The sequence below is a fragment of the Paraburkholderia ultramafica genome, from assembly GCF_902859915.1.
Classification (GTDB): domain Bacteria; phylum Pseudomonadota; class Gammaproteobacteria; order Burkholderiales; family Burkholderiaceae; genus Paraburkholderia; species Paraburkholderia ultramafica.
This window is the reverse complement of sequence record NZ_CADIKK010000059.1, coordinates 1-21,991: the sequence shown is the minus strand read 5'-3', so window position 1 is coordinate 21,991 and position 21,991 is coordinate 1. Positions and strand designations below refer to the sequence as shown.

Sequence of the window (21,991 nt, the reverse complement as noted above, 5' to 3'; positions counted from 1 at the left end):
CTGGAGAACGAGGCGGGTTGCCTCATTCGCCAACATACGGAACCGCGATGCCGGCCTCTCCCTGACCACCGGCGTCTGACCGTAGCCCCTACCGCGCGAGCGGTTTAGTCCTTCGACCCGTTCCGGACGCTGGACCATGGGCCACCCAATTGGCAGCTTTCAAGGTACAGCGGTCGTTGATCCCTTCGAGTCGGCCGGCAAGTCATCGGCCTTAGCAGTCCTCCACACTGCCTGCCTTGAACGTCTGGTCAGATTCATATACCGGTCATCTCTCTGCCACGGACGCTCCTTAGTACAAGGTCACTTTTTCCGACGTCCGCAACTGAGCTTCTCCGGGTTCGACGTGAAGCCGTCCGCTGCCGTCAATTAATAGCGTCCAAAGCAGATTGCGCGACCGCGACACGCCTTTGTCATCTGCGATGCCTTCACTAGAGAGCGCGAATCGCTAATCGCGATTCGCGCTCTCAACTTGGAAGGAGATTCGTGATGAAACACATGCTCCGAGCCAAGCTCAGCGCCATTGCGCTGGGCATCGCAGTGTTGTCTTTCGCGCAGGCCGATGATACAGCGCGGACAACCACTCCCATCAAGCACGTCATCGTCGTGATCGGTGAAAACCACACCTTGGACAATCTGTTCGGCGGCTATAAGCCGCCCAAGGATCAGACGATTCACAACCTGCTGTCCGAGGGAGTCGTTAACGAGGACGGCAGCCCGGGGCCGAACTTCGCGAAGGCCATACAGCAGCAGGCCGGCAACACGAAGGTGTACCGCATCGATCCCTCCATCACGGGTGCGTTCGCAACTCTTCCGCAGCCGCAGACGACCTACGCCACCGGGCTGCCGCCTAACGTTCCCGATGTGCGCTTTCCTGCGAACCTGCGCCCCGGCCCGTTTCAGATCACCAACTACGTGCCCTACGATTCCTACACAGGTGACCCGCCGCATCGATTCTTCCAGATGTGGCAACAGATCGACGAGGGCAAGAACGACCTCTTCGCCTGGGTTAGCGTTGTCACCGGCATAGGCCCCGACAACAGCTTCAACCCGCCGCCCTATGGGCCGAACAACACGTTCCAGGGCGGCGAGGCACTGGGTTTCTACAACATGAGCGCAGGGGACGCACCGAAGTTCAAGGCGCTGGCGCAGCACTATGCGCTGAGTGATAACTATCATCAGTTCGTGATGGGTGGTACTGGCGCGAACTTCCTGTCTATCGCCACCGGTGACGTTGCTTACTTCAACAGCAACGGCGCGCCGGCCAAGCCGTTCGACAATCAGATCGAGGACCCCGATCCCCAGCCCGCCACCAACAACTGGTACAAGAAGGATGGCTATACCGGCGGGTCTTACGTGAATTGCGCCGATCCCAGCGCTGCGGGCGTAAGCGCAATCATGAGCTACATCAAGAGCCAGCCGGGCACGCCGTTTCGGGGCGGCAACTGTGCGCCGGACACATACTACCTAGTGAACAACTACGGCCTCGGGTACACCTTCGACGGAAGCCCCAAACCAATTGCTTTCGACAAATTCACCCTGCCACCGCAGACGATACCGACGATCGCCGATGCCCTGTCCGCCGCACACATCTCGTGGAAGTGGTACAGCGGTGGACGTGAAGGGGCGAAGACAACTAGCGAATACTGTGGCATCTGCGATCCGTTCACCGGGTTCACCTCAATCATGACCACAGCGTTAAAGAACAACCTGCAGGGCATGACGGAGTTGGACAGCGACCTCGCGGGTAGCAGCGACCAATTTCCGGCGGTCGCGTTCGTGCGCCCGCCCGAAAGCAAAGCGGGTCACCCCGCCAACGCAAAGGTGATCGACTATGAGAATTTCGTCGCCGATCTCGTCGACAAGGTAAAGGCAAACCCGGCGCTGTGGAAGGAGACTGCCGTGCTGATCACCGTGGACGAAGGTGGCGGCTACTACGACTCGGGCTACATCCAGCCGGTGGATTTCTTTGGCGATGGCACACGCATTCCGCTGCTGGCGGTGTCGCCGTGGGCGAAGAAGGGGCACGTGGATCACACCTACGCCGATCATGCCTCGATCTTAAAATTCATCGAGAAAAACTGGCACTTGCAGCCACTGTCAGCACGCAGTCGCGACAATCTTCCCAACCCAGTGCAGCGGAGCGAGGACGAGGACAAGCCTTCCTACGCACCAAGCAATCGGCCTGCGATTAGCGATCTAATGTCCTTGTTCAACTTTGAACACGATAAGGATAAGGACCGCAAAGTCAACGACGATTGAGCGTGCCTTAACGCGGGGCAAGCCAAAGCGCGGCCCCGCGCCGCACGGCTCCTAAGCGCTAGTGAATTGACCTCCGTGGAGGGTGAAGCGAACGACGCTACTCGCCGAAGTGGCGTAGCAAGTGCTCCGCCTGACGCTTCTCGCCACCCTCATCACTCGGCACCAAGCGTCACCGTCGACTCCAACCGAGATGAATGTCGCGTTGCATCAATTTCGACGCATAGTGGAATTGTTGATCGCCAGGTCCCCCCATGAGGCTTAGACGGCACCTTGGCACGACGTATCGTCGATTGTGGCGACGCAAGCGGAGGTGCAGATGTTTGACGCCGAGATTGCAGCTACCTTGTTGAACCGTTGGGACGAGAAACTCCCAACCTTCTGTAACTATTCATCACTTGGCCTTCTTCATGAAGGAAAGTTGACCTTCCACCGGCACATTGGGAAACTTTGTGCTGACGCCGTTGCTGATGACTGATGACAGCGGCCTCGAACTCGAATGCCTTACGTTCGCCGACGGTTCTCACGCTATACGCCTCTTGCACGCGGGACGGAGGTCTAGCCGGACGCGATGGGGAGCCGTCGAGCCGATCCAGACAATGCCGCAGACGGATTGATGCCCAATGCGTCAAATCAAATCGCTGACCTGGGATCGGGGCAACGAGATGGCCGACCACAAGCGCTTGCTCAACTCGGCAGCCCGGCCATTGATCAGATGCACAGCTTCTATCCGAATCAGAACGTGCAATCGATGCCGCAGCTGCCGGTTGGCTGCTTGCCCGTCATGGCCGTGTAGTGGTCGCGAACTTGTGTATCGTCGAGCAGATAATTGTAGATCGCCACCTTGCCGATGGCGCCCTGGAACCCGGCATCGTAAGCCATGGTGCCGATATTCAGCGGGCTGCTCGCGGCGGCCGGCACCACGTGGTATTGGCTCATGCAGCCGGTCGGCGCATGCACTGCCATATTCCACAGCACTCCATTGACCCAAATCTTGATGAAACCCGGCTGGCTCGGGTCGCACACCGACGGAGTGCTGTTCACCGAGTATTCGCCCACCACATGCAGCCACTGGCCGGGCTGGAACAGATTGCACGTACGCTGCCAGTCGGCCGCGGAAGAGAGAACTGGCGGGCAGATGACCGTTGTCCGGGCGGAGCCGACGTCCGAGTGTCCGCATGCAAACATTGGCCAGTGGCCGGAAATGGCCGTTCCCGAAAAGTCACCGGCCACTCAGATTGAACGGCGCACAGGACATGCGTTTTCGCTCATTTCGCAGGCGTCGCCGAAAGCGGTTCGAGCCCGCTCCTCGAAATCGCGGGCGCCGCGTCCGGCGACGACAGAAAATGGATCAGCGCGTCTGCGCCGGCCGGATTTTTCGCGCTGGTGGCGATGCCCCCGGAGAACACCGTGTACCTCTGCACTTCTGCGGGCAAACTGCCGACCACCGTCACCCCCTTCTCCGGCAACAGTTCGACGACCTGCTGAATTCCGATCTCAGCGTCTCCATTCGCGACGGCATTGGCGACCCGCGCGACTGGAATCATGCGGCTCTTGCTCTCCATCCGTCCCGCGATGCCAAGACGCCAGAACAGTTCGCTGCCGACATAGACGCCAATCGGGCTGTCCGGATAGACGATCGACTTCGCTGCGAGCAGCGCTCGCCGCAATCCGTCGGCCGAGCTGATATCCGGCTTCGGCGTCCCCTCGCGAACCACCATGCCGATTGCCGAGCGTGCGAAGTCCACCTTACTGTCCGGCAAGACCTTGCCGGCATTGATCTGTTCGTCGAGCGCATACCCAACCACGATCAGCACGTCCGCCCACTCGCCACGCGCAAGCCGCACAGGGATCGCATTCGCGGCCGTACCCACCGTGGGCCCCCAGACGGTGATCAGCTTACGGCCAGTCGCCTCCTCGAATTGCGGGCCCAGTTCGCGATAGGCCGACGCAAAGCCGCCCGAAATCATCACCTTGACTTCGTCTGCTAATGCAGCCCCGCTGCCCAGTAACGCGCCCGCTACGCAGAACGCGAGTGCGCGAATCCTCAGCTTGCGGATGGTCACGGCCCCGCCCCAATCTCGATTGGATGACCCAGTCCGGATATGCATCGAGTCCGGATGCCAGTCATGATGTTAGCCTGCATCGAGTGCGACAGCGAGACTGCTGCGAGCCGGTGGGCTTCACGCTACCGCCGTCGAAGGGGCCGCCGCCAATCAGTCACTCCACCGGTCCCTCGACGGATTCGCCGGCTAGCAGAATGTTTTATGCGCGCAATGTGCGCCGAATCAGGTCGATGTGATCCCGGCCGATACGCCGCAGACTCGTTTCCATCGATCGCATGATGTGCGAGCGGCCAAGGCCCACGTCGTTGTGGCCGGCTCCCGTGCGCAGCCGGACTTTGGTCGCGACCAGCATGCGCGATTCGTCGAGTCCGAGGTCAGCCAGCGCCTGCCCGACGACCGTTTCAGAGTGCCCTTGCCAATAGACGTCAGCCGTGTCGATCAGGTTGATACCGTGCTCGACGGCCATCGCGACAAGCCGTGTGGCCTGGGCACGGTCGAGGCCCGCAATGTCACCCCAGATTCCGGTGCCGGCACCAAAGGTCATGGCGCCAAGACAAAGACGGGAAATGCGCAGTCCTGACCTGCCGAGTGTGCTGTATTCCATAACGAACGCCTCGATATGAATCCCTCGATGACGGCGCGCGGAACGCAACCAGCGACGCGGCATCCTGTCCGTGTCGCCCGGTGCGCCCATGTCAGTCCGCCGCTGAGACGAGTGCGCGCAGAACGGTTTCCAGTTCCACTTCGCCCTTGACGATGTCGGCTTCCTTGCCTTCGAAGGAAATCCAGCCTTCATTGAATCCATCGACCATGCGCATGCGCGGCAGTGGTTCCTTCATGCCCTGCGACCGGAACAGCGCCTCCCAGGTGTCGCGCGCGACGATCTCGGCTCGTACCGGATGGCCAAGGATCCGGGCAAACGTGGCCGCGATGTCGTTCGGGGTGACGCGCTGCGGCCCTTCGAGCTCGACGATACGTACACCGCTCCAGGCCCGTTGAAGCAATTCTGCGGCGACACGGCCGACGTCCGCCGTCGCGACCATCGGCACAGCTTTGTCGAGCGGTTGCAGGAAGCTGGGGATCACTCCCTTGTCGCGGGCCGGTGCCACGTCCCATGCGGCGTTTTCCATGAACCAGCCGGGACGCAGGAAGGTCACCGGCATCGGCAGGTCGCGTAGCGCCTGCTCCATCAGCGTGCGCTGCGTGAGCAGATTGGTCTCGGTGGCCTGCGCGCCGATCGTCGACAGGCAGACGACCTTGCCCGGCCGCGCCGATTGAAGCGCCGTGTGCACCGCGTCGATGACCGCACGCGCTTCCGGAAAGCCCGGAGCCGGATCGAACTCGGACGGCGGCAGAATGAAGACGCCCTGCGCGCCCTCGAAAGCTGCGGCAAGGGAGCTCGCGTCGTCCATGTTGGCCGTCACCACTTCACCGCCGCGTTCCGCCCACGAGCGTGCCCGATCGGCATCGCGTACGACCGCGCGTACCGGCAGACCCGCTGCGAGCAACGTGCGCGCCACAGCACCGCCAACCTTTCCTGTGATTCCCGTGATTGCATACATTGATGTTTCTCCTTGCATGGAAAATTGATGCGGACCCGCGATGATTGGTACGACGTGCCGATCAACGATGCGCGTAAAGTGAATTGCCACGCACTTGCGCAGTGAAGCGGTTGCCCGACTCGGACGAACCGCTGTGCACACCGCCCACGCCGCTGCCGATGTTCGATCCGGCGCCGGTCTGCGAGGCTACCTTTGCCTCGGCTGCCTGGATGTCGGCGGGGTAATGCGGATCATCGGCTCGGCCGGGCCAATAACCGACGTTTTCCAGTTGCACGAGCTCTGCACGCACCTGCGCACGGGTAACGGTCGAGCCGGATTCCTGAGCGTATCCAGCGACAGGGAAGACGATGGCGGCCGCGACGGCAAGGACGAAATGACGGGTATTCATGGCAATGCTCCTTTGGGTTTGCTGAGGTTGAAGCGCGCTGTTGGGATGCATTGTGGGTAAACTCGACTGAAAACTAAATGACACGAATGACATTTAAGAAATGACGTCTAGTCATGAGTGCGTTGTAGCGTTTCTTTGAGGTCCTGTGCGCCAGTCAGCGGGTGATCACGCATCCGCGGCAATTGCGTTACCGGTCGGGTACACGACGTCGCGAATACCGGTGGTCCCTGGGTCAGACCGGCTGCGTCAGCAAATGGAAACGTGTGCGCTACTGTCCGGAGACTGCGCCCCTCGTCGAAGACGTTTCATGACCGCGCTCACCTTGCACAGGCCATGTCTGGAAAATGAATGTGCAATTTGGCGCGCAAAGTACAAATTGCGGCAGCGCCAGTCAAGTCCGGCCGCTTGAAATGCGCGTAAATAGGGACCGGAGTTGGTGCATGGACAATCTGCGGTTGGACTGCAGGATCCGATGCAATGGTGCGAGACAGGGGACGTACGGTGAGTATTTCCAGGAGGTCATCGTCAGTTGACGGCCGATCGCGACTTTATTGCCAAACGAGAGGTTCGCTCAGAACTTCACCTTCACCTGAAACCCGATCGTAAACGGCAGATTGTCCGACGGAATCGGCGGAATCACGATGAAGTTCGCGCCGACGCGTTTGTATTCGACCATCACGATCGGCGCGACCACCGGCCCGATCGTATGGTTGTGGCCAAGGCCCCAGTTGCCGTAGTTATAGCCCGAGATGATCCCGGCGATCGCCGCGATCCGCACGATGCCCCAGTGCGCGAACTCCGGTGCCCAGACGCCGCCGCCGTAGTACGAAGGCCTGCGCAGCGAGTTGCGAAAGCCGCCGGCCGTCAGCGCCCATTGATTGTTGAGCCAGCATTCGACGCCAAGGCCCGGATTGAACTGTTCGAAATCGGTATTCGGATCGGGGTTGATGTGATACGAGCCGAGCATCGCGTCGACCCACACGCCGCCCTCGCACCAGTTGCCCGCATGCGCGGTGGATGCCGCCGCCAGGCTCGCAACGAGCGTCACTGCAGTACGTCGGATATTCTTCTTGATCTGCCGAAATTGCATGTCCTCTCCGTCACCAGTCGAGCGCCGGTGTCATCTATGTTCTGGCCATGAGCTTGCCGCCCGTCGCGCACTGTACCTCAACCCGCACATGCGATGTCGAGGGCGCGCTCGGACACGCGGGCACAAGACGTGCCTCGCCGCCAGCAACCGCAACGATAACGGAGAACCGATGGCAAAGCGGTGAATGCGCGTCGCACATCCGCCTGCCATCTTCGACGAAGGTCTAGAGACCGAGATCCGACAGGCCCGGATGATCGTCGGGACGACGGCCGAGCGGCCAGTGATACAGACGGTCGGCTTCGCGAATCGGCAGATCGTTGATGCTGGCATGACGGCGCGCCATCAGCCCATGCTCGTCGAACTCCCAATTCTCGTTGCCGTAGGAGCGAAACCAGTTGTTCGAATCGTCGTGCCATTCGTAGGCAAAGCGCACGGCGATGCGGTTATCGGTGAACGCCCACAGCTCTTTGATCAGCCGGTAGTCGAGTTCCCTCGCCCACTTGCGGCGCAACAGGCCGACGATCTCCGCGCGGCCATGCGTGAACTCGGAGCGATTGCGCCAGACGCTGTCCGGCGTGTACGCGAGCGACACGCGCTCGGGGTCGCGGGTATTCCAGCCGTCTTCCGCGGCGCGCACTTTCTGGATCGCGGATTCGCGCGTGAACGGTGGCAGCGGCGGGCGGGTTTCGATCGGATCGGCCATGGTGGTTCCTCAGTCAGGTTGCGGCGCGCCGGGATGGCGGCCGTTTGTTTGCGGAAGGGCTTGTGGATTTGCTAACAGACTTGCTGGCAGAAGTGTCTGTGGACATGCCTCGATCGCTGGCGGATTGGGCCTCGGCGTCGAGCAGAATTTGCGCTGCGGTTCGCGCGTCGAGTGCTGCCTCGGCCTCGCCGCTCACCAGCGCCACGGCGATCGCGCCGTCGAGCAGAACCAGCCACTGACGCGACAGGCGCGCGCCGCGCCGCGCATCCATGCCGGACTCCGCGGCGAATGCGTCGCATTGGATCCGCACGAAATCAAGCAGACGTTCCTTGTGTTTGCGCGCGACGACCCGGATCGGATCCTCCGTCGAGGCGATCTCACCGGCTGCATTCAGGAACGCGCAGCCGTGAAACTCTTCCGACGCAAACCATTCGCGCAGCACCTCGAACATGCCGAGCAGACGCTTTCGCGCAGTCTTGCCGCGCCGCTGCGTGCCCGCGATAAACCAGTTCATCCAGCGCTCGTCGCGCCGTTCGAGTGCGGCCGCCACAAGCGCGTCTTTCGATTCGAAATGCGTGTAGAAGCTTTTGCGCGCGGTGCCGGACTGCTTGACGATCGCGTCCACGCCGGTGGCGTGGATGCCGCCGGCATAGATCAACGCCTCGGTGGCATCCAGCAGACGCTCGCGTGCGCCGCTGGGCGCCGCCGCTTCAGTGTGAGTTTCGGTAGCCATGGACGAAGGGTAGAACGATCATTCTCCATCGTCAAGTCTTCGTGTGTTTTGGCAGACTGGGTACGCTAGCTGCTATCGTGATGACGATCGGTCAACCGGAACGAACTTCATGAGCTCATCACCTGTCCGCGCCACGCTGGTGCGCGCGCTGCTTGCCGCAACGCTGCTGACGGCAATGGCTTGCACGCCGCTGCAGGTACTCACGCATTCGGTCAGCCAGAACGAGGCGCGCGTGCCCGCCGGCCGCTACGAGATCGATCCGGACCATACCAGCATCACGTTCGACATCGATCACTTCAAATATTCACGCTTTACGATCCGCTTCGATCGCAAGCACGGGCAGCTCGACTGGAACGAGGGCGGTCTCGACCGGAGCACGGCGTCGGTCACGATCGACGCTGCAAGCATCAATACGAATGTGCCGCTGCTCGACAAGATGGTGAAGAGCGACAGCATGCTCGACGTGTCGCGCTATCCGGAGATTCGCTTCGCGAGCACGCGGTTTGAGCGCACCGGCGAATCGCGCGGCACGTTGACCGGCGATCTGACGATTCGCGGCGTCACGCAACCGGTAACGCTCGATGTCACGTTCAATGGTTTCGCACCCGATCCGCTGACGAAGAAAGACACGCTCGGCTTTTCGGCAGAGGGTCGTTTCAGCCGCGCGAAGTTCGGTTTGTCGACGTGGTATCCGGCCGTCGGCGACGACATTCATGTGCGCATTCAGGCGGAGTTCGTTAAAACGCCCGCCGGCGCGTGAGCGCGGTGCGGGCGTTGAGTGGACGTTAAGTGGGCGTCGAGCGGACCTTGAACGGGCCTTGTCCTGGCCGCTCTTTTTGCGCGCAGCGATAGCGCGCGCCGTCGTCCTCGTCGTGCTAATTCACGCAGCCGTCCAGTCGAGAATCACCTTGCCGCTCTCACCGGAGAGCATCGTAGCGAATGCCTGCTCGTAATCATCGACCTTGAAATGATGCGTGAGGATCGGCGACAGGTCCAGACCGCTTTGCAGCATCGCGACCATCTTGTACCAGGTCTCGAACATCTCGCGCCCGTAAATCCCCTTGATTTCGAGGCCTTTGAAGATCACCTGGGTCCAGTCGATCGCGGTCTGCGCGGGCGGAATGCCGAGCAACGCAATCTTGCCGCCGTGGTTCATCTCTTCGAGCATGCTGGTGAACGCGCTCGGCACACCGGACATTTCCAGCCCGACGTCGAAACCTTCAGCCATATGCAGGTCGGCCATCACGTCGCGCAACGATTCACGCGAGACGTTCACCGCGCGCGTCGCGCCCATCTTGCGCGCGAGTTCAAGGCGATAATCGTTGACGTCGGTAATCACGACATTGCGCGCGCCGACGTGTTTCGCAATCGCCACCGCCATGATGCCGATCGGCCCAGCGCCGGTAATCAGCACGTCTTCGCCGACCAGATTGAACGACAACGCCGTATGCGTCGCGTTGCCGAACGGATCGAAAATTGCCGCGAGATCATCGGAAATCTCGGGCGGAATCTTGAACGCGTTGAAGGCCGGAATCACCAGATACTCGGCGAACGCGCCTTCACGATTCACACCGACGCCGACCGTATTGCGGCACAGATGCCGACGCCCCGCACGACAGTTGCGGCAGAAGCCGCAGGTGATATGTCCTTCGCCCGACACGCGATCGCCGATCGCAAAGCCGCGCACTTCCTGACCCATCTCGACGATCTCGCCCACATATTCGTGGCCGACGTGCATCGGCACCGGAATCGTTTTTTGCGCCCAGTCGTCCCACTTCCATATGTGAATATCGGTGCCGCAAATCGCGGTGCGGGTGATGCGGATCATCACGTCGTTGTGACCGACTTCAGGCTTCTTCACGTCCGTGAGCGTGAGGCCCGGCGCGCGTTCGAGTTTTGCCAATGCTTTCATATGCGCCTCTGTTTCAGATAACACCCAGTTCACGGCCGACGCGCGCGAATGCGTCGACGGCCCGGTCGATCTGCTCGGGCGTGTGCGCGGCGCTCATCTGCGTGCGGATGCGCGCGCGGCCTTTGGGCACCACCGGGAACGAAAAGCCGATCACGTACACGCCTTCCTTCAACAACGCATCGGCCATTTTCGACGCGAGTTGCGCGTCGCCGAGCATCACGGGAATGATCGGATGTTCGCCCGGCACGAGCGTGAAGCCGAGCGCGCTCATCTTGCTGCGGAAGTGAGCGCCGTTTTCGCGCACACGTGCGCGCAGTTGTGCGCCTTCATTGCTCGCCAGCAATTCGAGTACTTTCAGCGACGCGGCGGCAATGCTCGGCGTCAGCGTGTTCGAAAACAGATAAGGACGCGAGCGCTGCCGCAGCAATTCCACGATCTCCTTGCGCGCGGCGACGTAGCCGCCCGATGCGCCGCCCAGCGCTTTACCGAGCGTGCCGGTAATGATGTCGACACGCGACAGCACCCCGCAATGCTCCGGCGTGCCGCGCCCATGTTCGCCGACAAAACCCACCGCGTGCGAATCGTCGACCATCACCAGCGCGCCGTAGCGGTCGGCCAGATCGCAGATGCCGGCGAGGTCGGCAATGATGCCGTCCATCGAGAACACCCCATCGGTCGCGATCAGTTTGAAGCGCGCCCCGGCGGCGTCGGCTTCTTTCAGCCGGGCTTGAAGATCGGCGAGGTCGTTGTTCTTGTAGCGGAAGCGCTTCGCCTTCGAGAGCCGTACGCCGTCGATGATGCTCGCGTGGTTCAACTCGTCGCTGATGATCGCGTCGTTTTCGTCGAGCAGGGTTTCGAACAGGCCGCCGTTCGCGTCGAAACAGCTCGAATAGAGAATGCAGTCGTCCGTTTGCAGGAACGCGGCGAGCGCGTGTTCGAGTTCCTTGTGCACGCTTTGCGTGCCGCAAATGAAACGCACCGAGGCCATGCCGAAGCCGTCGTTGTCCAGGCCTTGCTTCGCGGCCTCGATCAGCCGGGCGTCGTCGGCGAGGCCAAGGTAGTTGTTCGCGCAGAAATTCAGCACGTCCGTGCCGTTGGCGAGACGGATGTCAGCCGACTGCGGGCTGGCGATCACGCGCTCGTTCTTGTAAAAGCCGTCGGCACGGATCTGCTCGAGGGTACCGCGCAGATGGGCGAGATAGTGGTCGCGCATGAACCAGACTCCTGGATAGGGTGATGGCGCCCGTGTCAGCGTATCCGGCAAGTGCGCGGCATGGGCGACGGCGAAGCGGCCTGTTATAGTCGGCGGTCAGTTTTATCGGATATTTTCGTTTTTCCGAACTAAAATCCGGTATATCGAACAACTCTAAACGATGGGTCAGGAAATGGCAAGTTCGGGTATTCGCCGCGCCGCGGCCAACGCTGCGCCCACCTCGGGCGTGGGCTCGACGCCGGCGAGTGCGGCGCCGCCGCGCGTCGGCGAACAGATTCAGCGGCTGCGCGCCGAGCGGCGCATGACACTCGACGATCTGTCGCGCGCGGCCGGCGTGTCGAAATCGATGCTCTCGGAGATCGAGCGCGACAAGGCCAATCCGACGATCGCGGTCGCCTGGCGTCTGACCAATGCGCTCGGCGTCAGTCTCGATTCGCTGTTCGCGCCGCCCAAGGCGCCGGAAGCGATCGCCGTCTCCGGTCCGCACGATATTCCCACGTTGAGCGGGCACGAGGGCAAGTATCAGTTGCGGGTGTGGGGGCCGATCGAGCTGGCCGGCAAGTTCGAATGGTATGAATTGACGCTGCAGCCGGGTGGGGCGTTGGTGTCGAACGCGCACGAGCCCGGCACGCGCGAGCATCTGACCGTGCTGCACGGATCGATCGAAATCGAGGCGGCCGGCGCGACGAAACGGCTCAAGGCTGCGGACACCGCGCGCTACGTCGCCGACGAGCGGCACGCGATCCGCAACGCCGGCAAAGGCGAGGCGAAAGCGCTGCTGGTGGTGATCCACGGCTGAGGCCGCGCCGGCGAGCCGGGCGCATCGTGGCTAGCAGTTGGCGGAATCGGCCATTCGGCCGAGGTTGCGCCCGACACTGTATATTTGTACAGTACAGGGTATCGACTGGAGCCGATAATGAACAATCTGAAAGCCGACCCTACCGATCAAGCTCTGGCCGCGCTGCGCTATCAAACCGCGGCGCGCGATCTCGAACATGTCGTGCGCAATATTGCGGCGCGCTACATCGTGCAGCAGGTGCCGCTCACCTGGCGTTTGCTGCATGCGATCGAAGCCGAGGCGCTGGCGGATCTCGGGTTTGCCAGCCGCCACGACGCCATCATGCTGGGCCTGTTCCAGCGGCCGTCCGATCTGCCTTATCCGGAAACGGACGAGGCCGTGGATTTCGGCACGTCCACCGCACTGCCGGCGGTGTTCGCATTTGCCGTCAGCGCCTATGAAGAGGCCGCACGCCGCGCCGCAAAGCCGGCCTCAGAAGGCGCGACCTTGAAACGCTCGCGGCCCTGGGGCGGCTGAAAGCTGTATTTTCGTCGGCTGCCGCCTACAATAGGCGCAACTAACGGAAAGATAGCCGATGTCACCTCCTCATCTGTCCGACCCCGTTCCGCGCCCCGCACCGTCGACTGATCTGTTCGATCAGCAACGTGAGGACTGGCGTCGCGACCCGCAAATCGCTTTCGACGCCTGGCTGGCCAAACAGCATTTCAGACGTTCTTCGGCAGAAGTCTACCGCGCGCAGTGGGGGCTTTTCCTCGACTGGCTCGGCACACGCCAGAAGAGTCTGACCACGGTCGATACGCACGCCATAGCCGAATTCGTCGCCGGACTCGAGATCCGTAAACCCCAGCGAGTCAGGTATTTACGGCTGATCGAACGGGTGCTGGATCATGTGCGCGAAATCGAATCCGCGTCGACCAATCCGGCACGTTTCATTGCTCAGGATGGCGAAGCAGCGTGGCGAAACGCGCGCGACAATGAGCCAACCGGTTTTCTCACCCATGCAGAACGAACCGCGCTGATCGCGCAGCTGTTTGCTCGATTGCCGGATTTGTCGACGGCCCAGCGCTGGAGAGAGCGGCGCGATCGCGCGTTGGTCGCCGTGTTTCTCGGCGGTGGATTGAAAACGGGCGAAGCCGCGGCACTTACGGTTAGTTGCGTGAATGCTGGATCGCCTTGGGTCACGATCGAGTCCGCCAATCCCACGCTGACGCGTCGCACCCGGCTTGCGCCGTTTGCGGCGGCGATTCTCGACGCGTGGCTCGCCGAACGGCGGCTTTCGGAATTAGCGGGCAATCTGGTTTTCCCGGCGTCGCCCTCCGGGCGCCCGATGCACAAAGCCACCATGCTGCGCGCGGTCGACGCGTTGATCGACGGCGCCGGGATCGCCGCGTCGCGGAAGTCCCGCGCCAGTCCGCAAACATTGCGCAACACTTTCGCTGCGGATCTGTTCGAGAGCGGGGTAGAGGCCGATCTGGTCGGCCAATGGCTGGGATTCGTGCAAGCCGTGTCCGCAAACCGTTTGTATCGCGCGTGGCAAATGTGGACGGATCAGCAGGATTCGCCTGCCGCCGAGGTACCGGATCCGGCTGCGCCGCCTTTGCCTGCGCCGAGGCGTGATGGGCGTTTGACGAGGAAATCGGGAGCCGGCGAGCCCTGAAAACTCTCACCTTCCGGGTCCCGATTTTCCTCACCTTTGACGTTTTTTCCGCGATCGCAGCGCGTCGAATTACCGTGCCGATGCCGCAACCGCGTCGCTCGACAGGAACCGGCTGACCGCCGCGAGCCTTGATTCGCCGAGCCCCGACGAGTGTTCGCATTCCGGACAGAGCAATTCAAAGCGGTGATCGACTTGCGACAACTCCGGCTCACCTTCATCACATTTCGGGCAACGTAGCGGCAGTGCGACGTGGCCGTCCGCCGCGGTGCCGATCGCGTTCAGCTCGTCGCTGGTCAAGCGGCCCGCTTCGACCAGCGAGCAAAGCAGCCTGGCGATCGCCGGGTCGATACCTTGCTGGCCGCGCAGCACGGCGACTTCTTTCGTCAAGGCGTCCACTTCGTCCGATTGCTCGCGCAGTTGAGCGTCAAGCCGATCGCCGCGCGCCTTGGCTGCGGCGATTTGCTGAATAAATTCAAACTCCTTGCGACTTGCGTCGCGAACGCCCGATTGATACGTGGCCGCCATGCTGCGCAGTGAATCGAGTTCGACCAGCATCGGCTTGACGCGCCGCTCGGCTTCGGCAACCGCGTCTTTGATCTGTTGCGCATAGTGTTCCGTGCTCTGCCGCAACTCGACGTGCAATGCGTCAATGCGATCGCGAAGCGTTGCGTTGGTCGCCAGTTCGCTATCGAGACGCTGACGAAGCGCTTCGTTTTCGTGGTCAAGCCGGCGCACCGTTGCCTGCAAGCCTTCCTGGTGAACATTTCCGTGCGTGGTGGCGCTGGATAGTTCGGTTTCGAGTGCGCGCACCCGTTCCCACGCGGATTCGGCGCGTAACTCGCTGCGCTTGATTGCCTCGTCCGAGGCATCCCGGCGAATCTCTGCGTCTCGCGCACGTTGCTCAGCGGTTGCGATTTGCGCGCGAATTTCATCGCGTTCGCCATCGAGCGTCATCCGTGCGTGCGCAACCGCTTCTTCAAACAGTGCGCCCAACAGTTCACCAGCGCGATCTTCCAATACTTTGGGGATGGCACCGGCGCCGACTTTCACGCGCGACACGTTCCGGATGCGCTCCCAGAAATGATCAATGTCTTTCGGGATGTCGCTTGCGCTGCCGGTTTGCGTCAAATCACGAACCGCAGCCATGGAGGGGCGAATGCCCAGGTCGAAAAAGAGTCGTTTACATGCGTGCAGGGACAGATCCTGCCTTCGCACGCCTTGAATACGCATCGTTTCAAGTTCACCACGAATGGCTTGTCGTTCCTGGTCCAGATTCATGTCAACCTCGATGTCGCTCGAATTGGATTGATCATAACAATTTACGTAGCGTTTGCTACCTATTTGTTTGTATCACGTGGGTTTTGTCGAATTGATGTACTTTTGAGCATTGGAGACGTCAATCGACTCGCGTTGGCTGCTTTTTTTCGTGAAACAAAACGAAGAATAGCCAATAAGTTATTGTAACAAAAGAGTTTTTAGTGTTTTTCAGCCGATCGTGCACTGTTTCACGAAGCTTCGATGAGGGCTGTGCGGGTTGGAAGGCGTTGTCCGGAGGACTCGCGGGGAAATGCTAGAGAGTAATAAAAGTAAACACCTTTGAACCCATGTTAAAAACGTTAACGCCACCGCAAACCCTTATCTGGCAAGGGTTCCAGCCTGGTAAGGTGAAGCTTTGCGGGAGCCGTGGTGAGAGCTTGCGGGAATCTCGAGTGATGAGGTTCGGGGGCCTCGGTGAGGGGGTGCGGGACGGAACGTGAGCGTGTTCAGGAAACCCCGCAAACATGCGGTTTGGCCAAAGGTGAGGTTTTGCAGGAGCTGATCGCCGTGGACCGCCCTGCAGCGCTCGAAAGTCCGTTTCAAGGCCCGCCGGGCCTGAGGTGAGCGCTTTCGGGACTGCGTCGGTCGCCGATTTTCCACGTTATTTTGTGCGTGTAAACCCCATTGGTGAGTCAAGTCAGGAGAAAACGCGAACCGAAGGTGAGACTTTACGGGGCTGAGGGGGCATTTTTGCCTTAATTCGGTGCATTCGGTGGCCTAAGGTGAGTCTTTGCGGGAGCGCGGCGATGTTGCGGTGCGAAATTTGCCCTGTGACGCCGACTGACGGTCGGTGCCGGAATTGGAAAGGTGAGGAAATCCGGGAACTGGCGATTGGCCCGAGCTGCGGCTTGGCAAATCGGCTGATTTTCGCCAAAGGTGAGGCTTTTCGGGAGTCTTTGGAGCGGCTTTCGACTGCTGAGGTGAGGGAATTCGGGATCAAAATGGCGTCCGGCGGCCGGAAAAGCCCTTCTGATGCTGTCTGCGTCGAAGCGGCTTTCTAGCTGCCGAATTCGATCGGTGAGGTTTTTCGGGACCTTCGGGGCGGTAATCCAAAACGTCACATTTCATGAATAAACGGCTGGAGGTGAGGAAATACGGGAGCGTCGGTCGGTTGCCTTGCGGAAGAGATAACTATAAGTGTTTGAAATTATTGAAATATTGTCTTGCTCTACCCGAAGGTGAGGCTTTTCGGGAGGTCGTCGTAAAGGTGCCGATAGTCGGCTGCGAAGTCCAAAGGTGAGGTTTTTCGGGAGGTTTTTCGAGTGGAGATTGGGCTTGACGCCTCTGGAGCCCGCGTCGTTCCAAGCGCTCCGTTGGCCTTAAGGTGAGCTTTTTCAGGGGCCGTTGGACGGGCCACGCCTCACTCACTACTTGAAGACACCGTTGCCAGTCGTATTCGCCACCGTTGCATAGGCGGTCCTGGGCGTGGGCGGCGTTGCGGAGAAGCCGACCGAGGGCGTGAATGACCTATCCGTGTGGGCCGGCGAGCTGCAGGTGCAGGCTCGCGGTGAGCATCAGGCTGGCAGTATGGGCACCTGACGCGGTCGCCGAGCGGCCGGCCGGCGCGACATCATGTTTCCGAGCGCTTGCTGGATCGCACGGACCTTCAATCCCGGCGGCAGAGAGACCGCTAACGAGATCTGTCACGCACTTATCCCGGTGAGTTCTCGCGATGTCTTGCTTATGAGCCGGGTGCCGACTCGACATCCGCTCACGGTGTCGGTGATCTCGTTGCGATTCCTCCCCTCCCCCGCCGACTAAACAGCGCGAAGTGCTCCCACGTGAATGCTTCGACGCGAGCCCGCCCGCCAGCCGACGCGACGCCGCCAAAAATCCGTGAAAATTTTTTGAGGTGAGAAGATTCGGGATCGAATGCTCCCCGTTCGCGCGCGCCGCGGAAAAGTCCGAATTTGGGAAGGCCGCGACCTGCAAGGTTGGCCCGAACCTGGCGCGAAACGCTTGAGGTGAGGGTTTTCGGGAGTTGCTCGAGGTGAGTCGCGCTTCGTAAACTCGCTTCACCGGGAACGGTGAGAGCCATGCTATAGACGCGTATCACCACAGCCGGTATGCTCTCGCCAAATCCCTCCTCGACCAGACGCATGGCCACGAAGCGCGCGAAGAAGACCGATGTAGTCAGCCCGAGCTCGGCCGAATTGCGCAAAGCCGTCGAGGCGATCGCCATTCAGCCGAAGAGCGGCAAAATCACGCTGCTCACCCGCAAGCTGTTCAACGTCCTCCTCGCCGTGGCTCAGCAAGCCGACGAATCGGGCGACACGTATCGGGCCTTGCTGTCCGACATCGTCGCCAATTCCGCATTCGATTCCAACGACACCGCGCTCGTCAAGGAGCACTTGCGACGCATGGTGTCGGTGCAGGTCGAATGGAGCACCGGCACGTCCAGTCAGAAGCCGGGTCGTAAATGGGGTATTTCCACGCTGATTGCCGACGCGGAAATTCTCGAAGACCCCACCACCCGCCGCGTCTGGGTGGAATTCTCGTTCGCGCCGAAGATCAAGAAGAAGCTGCTCGATCCGGTTCAGTACGCGCGTCTGAGTCTGCAATTCCAGAGCCAACTGCGCAGCAGCGCGGGCCTCGCGCTGTACGAGATTTGCGTGCGCTATCTGACCAACCCGAGTCATCTGACGATGCGCGAGACGTGGGAATGGTGGCGCCCTATTCTGTCGGGCACGCCGGACACGGAAGCGGGCGACGAAGCGAAGCGCGAATATAAGTACTTCAAGCGCGATTACTTGCGTCCGGCAATCGCCGAAGTCAACGCGGTCACCAATATCTTCGTCGAATTGATCGAACATCGCGAAGGGCGGCGGGTCGCCGAAATCCAGTTTCGCGTAACTGAGCGCAAGCAGCCCATGCTCGCACTCGATGAACATCCGAATGTGTTCGACAGCACGCTGGTCGACCGGATGGTGAAGATCGGCATCCCGCTGAAAGAAGCGCAAACGCTGTATGCCGACAGTGAAGAAAACCGTATTCGCGCCGCTTTGCAGATGACCGAGCAACGCATGCGCAGCACGTCGCTGCCGCCGGTGCGCAGCGCGCCCGCGCTGTTCAAGGATGCGTTGAAGAAAGGTTACGCGCCGCCCGTCGAGACGTTGCCCTCAGGCAGTGGTGGGAAAGCCGCGGTCGCTGCGCCGGCCGACGATCTCAAAGCGCGACTGCTGGGTGAATACTCCGCGCACCGTCGCAGGGAAGCGTACGAGTTGTACCACGAGCAAGGTGAGTCGGAACGGGAGATCGCACGGCAGTCGTTCGAGGAAGACGAATTGCCGGGGCTTGGCACGCACATGCGGGACGACTGGCGCCGTCGTGGACTGGATTCGAAGATTGTCGAAACGGCATTCTTCGATTGGCTGGCGCGCAAGACCTGGGGCGAGCCGACCGATGGCGACCTGCTCGCCTTCACGCTGAGCCAATCGCGCGCGGCCTGATCATTCGGTGAGAGGCGGCCGCGATCGCGTGCCGCCCTGCCCTGTTTCTGCTTCTGTTCCTGTTTCCCCGAATATTGCTGGTCTGTTACTTCAGCATCTTTTCAATCTGCCGCAGGATGTCGTCACGCTTCTCACGCGTGAGCCCCTTCAGGCGTAGTTCGATTCGATCATCCCCGTACGATTTGAGATCGCCAACCGACACACCGCCGAGTTTGATTTCCAGACGCTGCGCGTAACGCTGCCGGCCCGCGGGTTTGACGCTCTCCTGGGCGCCCGCTCTCCCCTTGACGATGTCCGCGACTTGCCGCGTGCTCAGATCCTCGGAAAGGATTTTGTTGATCAGGCGCAGCGTTGCGTCGGTTCCCCGGGCGGTGTGGTAGCGACCCACCTGATAGGCCATGTTCGAGCCAAAGCGGTCGGGGCGCGCGACCATCTCATGCATGACGGCCTCAGGCAACTTGGCGATGGACAATGCGACCGCGACGGTCGATTCGTCCAGCCCGAGATGTTCGGCAAGCTCCTTCTGGCTCTGGAAATGGCGATCGTCTAGAAAGCGTTTCCAGACGACTGCGTTGTCGAACACCGTCTGCGAATCGCGTTGGACGTTGAGGTCGTAGCCGAGCTTGTAGCTCTGGATGCCGATCGGCAGATCGATGACGATCGCCTTCACCGATTCCTTGTTCGCCTCTTTCAGCGCGCGCACACGCCGGCCGCCGTCGCTGACAAAGTAGGTGCCGGGATTGTCGTAATCGGGGATGACGTGAATCGCCTGCTGCTGCCCCTGCTTTGCCAGATTGACAGCGAGTTCCGCAATCGACGACTTCAGATAGAAGTGACGGGGGTTGAAAGGGCTCGGCTTGATGCTCTTCAGCGCGAGCTCAATGACCTGGCTCGGCCGATACCCATGCTCGATTCTCCACGCACGGTAGGCTGCCGATTCATTGGCGGCGTCGGCGGAGTCGGCTTCCGGAGCGCTCTGCGGCACGACAGCCGAAAGGGCGCGCGCTGCGGCTTCGCTACTCGTGGGGCCATTCTTGACCAGACCGTCGATGGCATTCAGACGGTCGAGTGCGGTTCGCTTTTCACTGCTGGTCGTATCAGGACGTGCTTGAAAGCCTTTGGCGAATTGGGAGGGTTTCATTCAGGGTCCTTTATGCGCATAAATTCACGGGAGCAAGGCGGCGATTTCATTCGCGCACGCCCGTACTTCGATGGCGGCGAGCTTGGCGCCGCGGTCGTTCATCTGAAGCACCGTCTGCCCTAACGCCATGGCCTGCTTATAGGCTTCGCGTGTCGGGATCTGGGTCTTGAGCAGAGGGAAGCCGAGTTCCTCCAACGCACGCTTCAGTTCGCGCGTCAGCATCCGTTTCTCTTCGGTCTTGTTGAGCAGAAAGACTGCGCGCAGGTCTTCGTTCATCACCTGGGCTTGCTGCACGAGCTTGACCAAGCCGATGCTCGACCAGTAGTCGGCGGGCGATGACGATGTCGGGATCACTGCGACGCTCGCCGCGAGCAGGACGACGCCGGAGACTTTTTCGGTGATGGACGGCGGGCAGTCGACCACGATGATGTCGTAGTCAGCTACGAACTTCTTGATCTCGCGATGGATCTGGCTGCCTGCTTCGGAGAGATTGACGACGGGGAAAGGGATGCCGGTGTCGCCGTCTGATGATGCACTGGCCCAGTGGATCAGTGTGTTTTGACCGTCTGCGTCGACGACGAGGACGCGTTTGCCTTTCTCGTGAAACGCAGCGCCGAGATGCATCGCGATTGTGCTCTTCCCGACCCCGCCCTTCTGCTGTGTTACCGCGATGATTTCTGCTGCCAAATTTCACCTCCTCTTTTTAGACGCAAATGGATTTTACCTGGATGAATTCGCATTTCAAATCGTTTTGTGGAAACAAGATAAGAATTAGCCGTTCGGGATAGGTTTATGCGCATAAAGGACGTGGAGCGGACGAAGAGGTGGCGACGGCGGCAGTACGCTGGGAGTAACTGGGGAGCATGGATCCGGGAGGTGGCTCACCGACGTGGATGAGGATAGCTACCGTCTTCCGTCTAAGCGGGAGGATCCTGGCTTTGCGATTCCGGGGTATCACTTCGAATGACTGGGTGGGCCTTCTTAAAGGGTTCATCGACGTAATGACTAAGTGAGCGCGGCCAACGGTGAACGACTCGGATCGTGCGGAGGACTTTATGCGCATAAAGGCCTTGCGCGAGCGGGCATTGACGCGCCTGTTGCTCACCATCGAGCGATCTCGCGTCGATGCAGCACGGAGTTTTCCGAACCGGTGGTTAGTCTTGAGTGCAGACCGCAGCTCTTGATTCGAAATGCAGTGTCAGTTGATCTCGTCATTGCCGACTCGATAGCTGCCCTTCCGGGAAGAGGAAGAGGTCAAGCTGGAAGCCGCAGCGCGGTGCGCCTCGGGCACACGCTTGAGTTTCGACTGGCCTCGGAAAATCATTGGGTGGCCGGGAAAGACAATACCTCCGGTGGCAGTGCCTGACAGTTCGAGTGCCGGCTAGTACACCTGAAGCTTCACGGCCGCGACCGCGATGGCGGCGATTACCGATAAGAGGTCGTCTGCGCGTTGTCGTCGCTGGAGCCTCCCCACCGGGACGTGATGACCACGATAAAAGACGCACCGTCAAGATCCGCAATGGAGTTAATCCATCGGAGGCAGACGGGACAAACGATATCCCGGTGGACCGTGATTGACTGGTTGAATACCGGCTAAGGCAGAGGATTTTTAGCGAAGCGGAAGCGGCGCACCGGGGTGATCGCAGGCACGGCACGAAATCCGCGCCCGCTTCGCTAAAAATTCTTTGAGCGAAACCGCTCCGCT

General features: G+C 60.7%; 20 protein-coding genes. 7 read left to right on the top strand and 13 right to left on the bottom strand.

Going from position 1 to position 21,991, the window contains the following annotated elements; all coding sequences use genetic code 11:
* The first annotated feature begins 486 nt into the window (after nt 1-486).
* Both HV744_RS34150 and HV744_RS34145 read left to right on the top strand, forming a co-directional pair.
* Nucleotides 487-2,259, top strand: a complete 1,773-nt coding sequence (locus tag HV744_RS34150) for an alkaline phosphatase family protein (protein ID WP_175153701.1) — start codon at nt 487-489, stop codon at nt 2,257-2,259.
* Nucleotides 2,260-2,575: 316 nt separating this feature from the next.
* Nucleotides 2,576-2,734: a hypothetical protein gene (locus HV744_RS34145; protein WP_175153700.1), complete on the top strand. Its 159-nt coding sequence runs from the start codon at nt 2,576-2,578 to the stop codon at nt 2,732-2,734.
* A gap of 257 nt (nt 2,735-2,991) precedes the next feature.
* Here HV744_RS34145 and HV744_RS34140 read toward each other — a convergent pair whose 3' ends face one another.
* The 8 genes from HV744_RS34140 to HV744_RS34105 form a co-directional block, all read right to left on the bottom strand.
* Nucleotides 2,992-3,489 carry a LamG-like jellyroll fold domain-containing protein gene (locus HV744_RS34140; RefSeq protein ID WP_175153699.1) on the bottom strand — a complete coding sequence of 166 codons (498 nt, stop codon included), beginning with the start codon at nt 3,487-3,489 and terminating at the stop codon, nt 2,992-2,994.
* Between the two features lie 35 nt (nt 3,490-3,524).
* The gene (locus HV744_RS34135) at nt 3,525-4,367 is read right to left on the bottom strand and encodes a molybdate ABC transporter substrate-binding protein (protein ID WP_175153698.1); all 843 of its coding nucleotides are present in this window, start codon (nt 4,365-4,367) and stop codon (nt 3,525-3,527) included.
* A 154-nt stretch (nt 4,368-4,521) separates the two neighbouring features.
* Nucleotides 4,522-4,926: an aldo/keto reductase gene (locus tag HV744_RS34130; protein ID WP_281363692.1), complete on the bottom strand. Its 405-nt coding sequence runs from the start codon at nt 4,924-4,926 to the stop codon at nt 4,522-4,524.
* A gap of 91 nt (nt 4,927-5,017) precedes the next feature.
* Nucleotides 5,018-5,884, bottom strand: a complete 867-nt coding sequence (locus tag HV744_RS34125) for an NmrA family NAD(P)-binding protein (RefSeq protein ID WP_175153697.1) — start codon at nt 5,882-5,884, stop codon at nt 5,018-5,020.
* Nucleotides 5,885-5,945: 61 nt separating this feature from the next.
* Complete coding sequence (locus HV744_RS34120) at nt 5,946-6,272, bottom strand: DUF4148 domain-containing protein (RefSeq protein ID WP_175153696.1); 327 nt, start codon at nt 6,270-6,272, stop codon at nt 5,946-5,948.
* 571 nt (nt 6,273-6,843) lie between these two features.
* A complete protein-coding gene (locus HV744_RS34115) occupies nt 6,844-7,362 on the bottom strand; it encodes a hypothetical protein (protein ID WP_175153695.1) in 519 nt (172 codons plus the stop codon).
* A gap of 223 nt (nt 7,363-7,585) precedes the next feature.
* On the bottom strand, nt 7,586-8,065 hold the full coding sequence (locus HV744_RS34110) for a nuclear transport factor 2 family protein (protein WP_175153694.1): 480 nt from the start codon (nt 8,063-8,065) through the stop codon (nt 7,586-7,588).
* A 13-nt stretch (nt 8,066-8,078) separates the two neighbouring features.
* Nucleotides 8,079-8,798: a TetR/AcrR family transcriptional regulator gene (locus HV744_RS34105; protein WP_175153693.1), complete on the bottom strand. Its 720-nt coding sequence runs from the start codon at nt 8,796-8,798 to the stop codon at nt 8,079-8,081.
* Nucleotides 8,799-8,907: 109 nt separating this feature from the next.
* Here HV744_RS34105 and HV744_RS34100 point away from each other — a divergent pair, with 109 nt between their 5' ends.
* On the top strand, nt 8,908-9,558 hold the full coding sequence (locus HV744_RS34100; RefSeq protein WP_175153692.1) for a YceI family protein: 651 nt from the start codon (nt 8,908-8,910) through the stop codon (nt 9,556-9,558).
* A gap of 120 nt (nt 9,559-9,678) precedes the next feature.
* Here HV744_RS34100 and tdh read toward each other — a convergent pair whose 3' ends face one another.
* On the bottom strand, nt 9,679-10,710 hold the full coding sequence (tdh, locus tag HV744_RS34095; protein ID WP_175153691.1) for an L-threonine 3-dehydrogenase: 1,032 nt from the start codon (nt 10,708-10,710) through the stop codon (nt 9,679-9,681).
* Nucleotides 10,711-10,723: 13 nt separating this feature from the next.
* Nucleotides 10,724-11,923, bottom strand: coding sequence for a glycine C-acetyltransferase (locus HV744_RS34090; RefSeq protein WP_175153690.1), 1,200 nt, complete (start codon nt 11,921-11,923; stop codon nt 10,724-10,726).
* Between the two features lie 160 nt (nt 11,924-12,083).
* Here HV744_RS34090 and HV744_RS34085 point away from each other — a divergent pair, with 160 nt between their 5' ends.
* From HV744_RS34085 to HV744_RS34075, 3 genes are all read left to right on the top strand, one after another.
* Nucleotides 12,084-12,722: a helix-turn-helix domain-containing protein gene (locus HV744_RS34085; protein ID WP_175153689.1), complete on the top strand. Its 639-nt coding sequence runs from the start codon at nt 12,084-12,086 to the stop codon at nt 12,720-12,722.
* 117 nt (nt 12,723-12,839) lie between these two features.
* On the top strand, nt 12,840-13,238 hold the full coding sequence (locus HV744_RS34080) for a DUF2471 family protein (protein ID WP_175153688.1): 399 nt from the start codon (nt 12,840-12,842) through the stop codon (nt 13,236-13,238).
* Nucleotides 13,239-13,296: 58 nt separating this feature from the next.
* The gene (locus HV744_RS34075) at nt 13,297-14,379 is read left to right on the top strand and encodes a tyrosine-type recombinase/integrase (protein ID WP_175153687.1); all 1,083 of its coding nucleotides are present in this window, start codon (nt 13,297-13,299) and stop codon (nt 14,377-14,379) included.
* A gap of 69 nt (nt 14,380-14,448) precedes the next feature.
* Here the strand turns inward: HV744_RS34075 and HV744_RS34070 are convergent, their stop codons facing one another.
* Nucleotides 14,449-15,657, bottom strand: coding sequence for a DNA-binding protein (locus tag HV744_RS34070; RefSeq protein ID WP_175153686.1), 1,209 nt, complete (start codon nt 15,655-15,657; stop codon nt 14,449-14,451).
* A 2,138-nt stretch (nt 15,658-17,795) separates the two neighbouring features.
* Between HV744_RS34070 and HV744_RS34065 the strand changes: the two genes are divergently transcribed.
* Nucleotides 17,796-19,145 carry a replication initiation protein gene (locus HV744_RS34065; protein ID WP_175153685.1) on the top strand — a complete coding sequence of 450 codons (1,350 nt, stop codon included), beginning with the start codon at nt 17,796-17,798 and terminating at the stop codon, nt 19,143-19,145.
* An 85-nt stretch (nt 19,146-19,230) separates the two neighbouring features.
* Here the strand turns inward: HV744_RS34065 and HV744_RS34060 are convergent, their stop codons facing one another.
* On the bottom strand, nt 19,231-20,286 hold the full coding sequence (locus HV744_RS34060; protein WP_175153684.1) for a ParB/RepB/Spo0J family partition protein: 1,056 nt from the start codon (nt 20,284-20,286) through the stop codon (nt 19,231-19,233).
* A gap of 24 nt (nt 20,287-20,310) precedes the next feature.
* Nucleotides 20,311-20,973 carry a ParA family partition ATPase gene (parA, locus tag HV744_RS34055; protein WP_094781809.1) on the bottom strand — a complete coding sequence of 221 codons (663 nt, stop codon included), beginning with the start codon at nt 20,971-20,973 and terminating at the stop codon, nt 20,311-20,313.
* Nucleotides 20,974-21,991 lie beyond the last annotated feature (1,018 nt).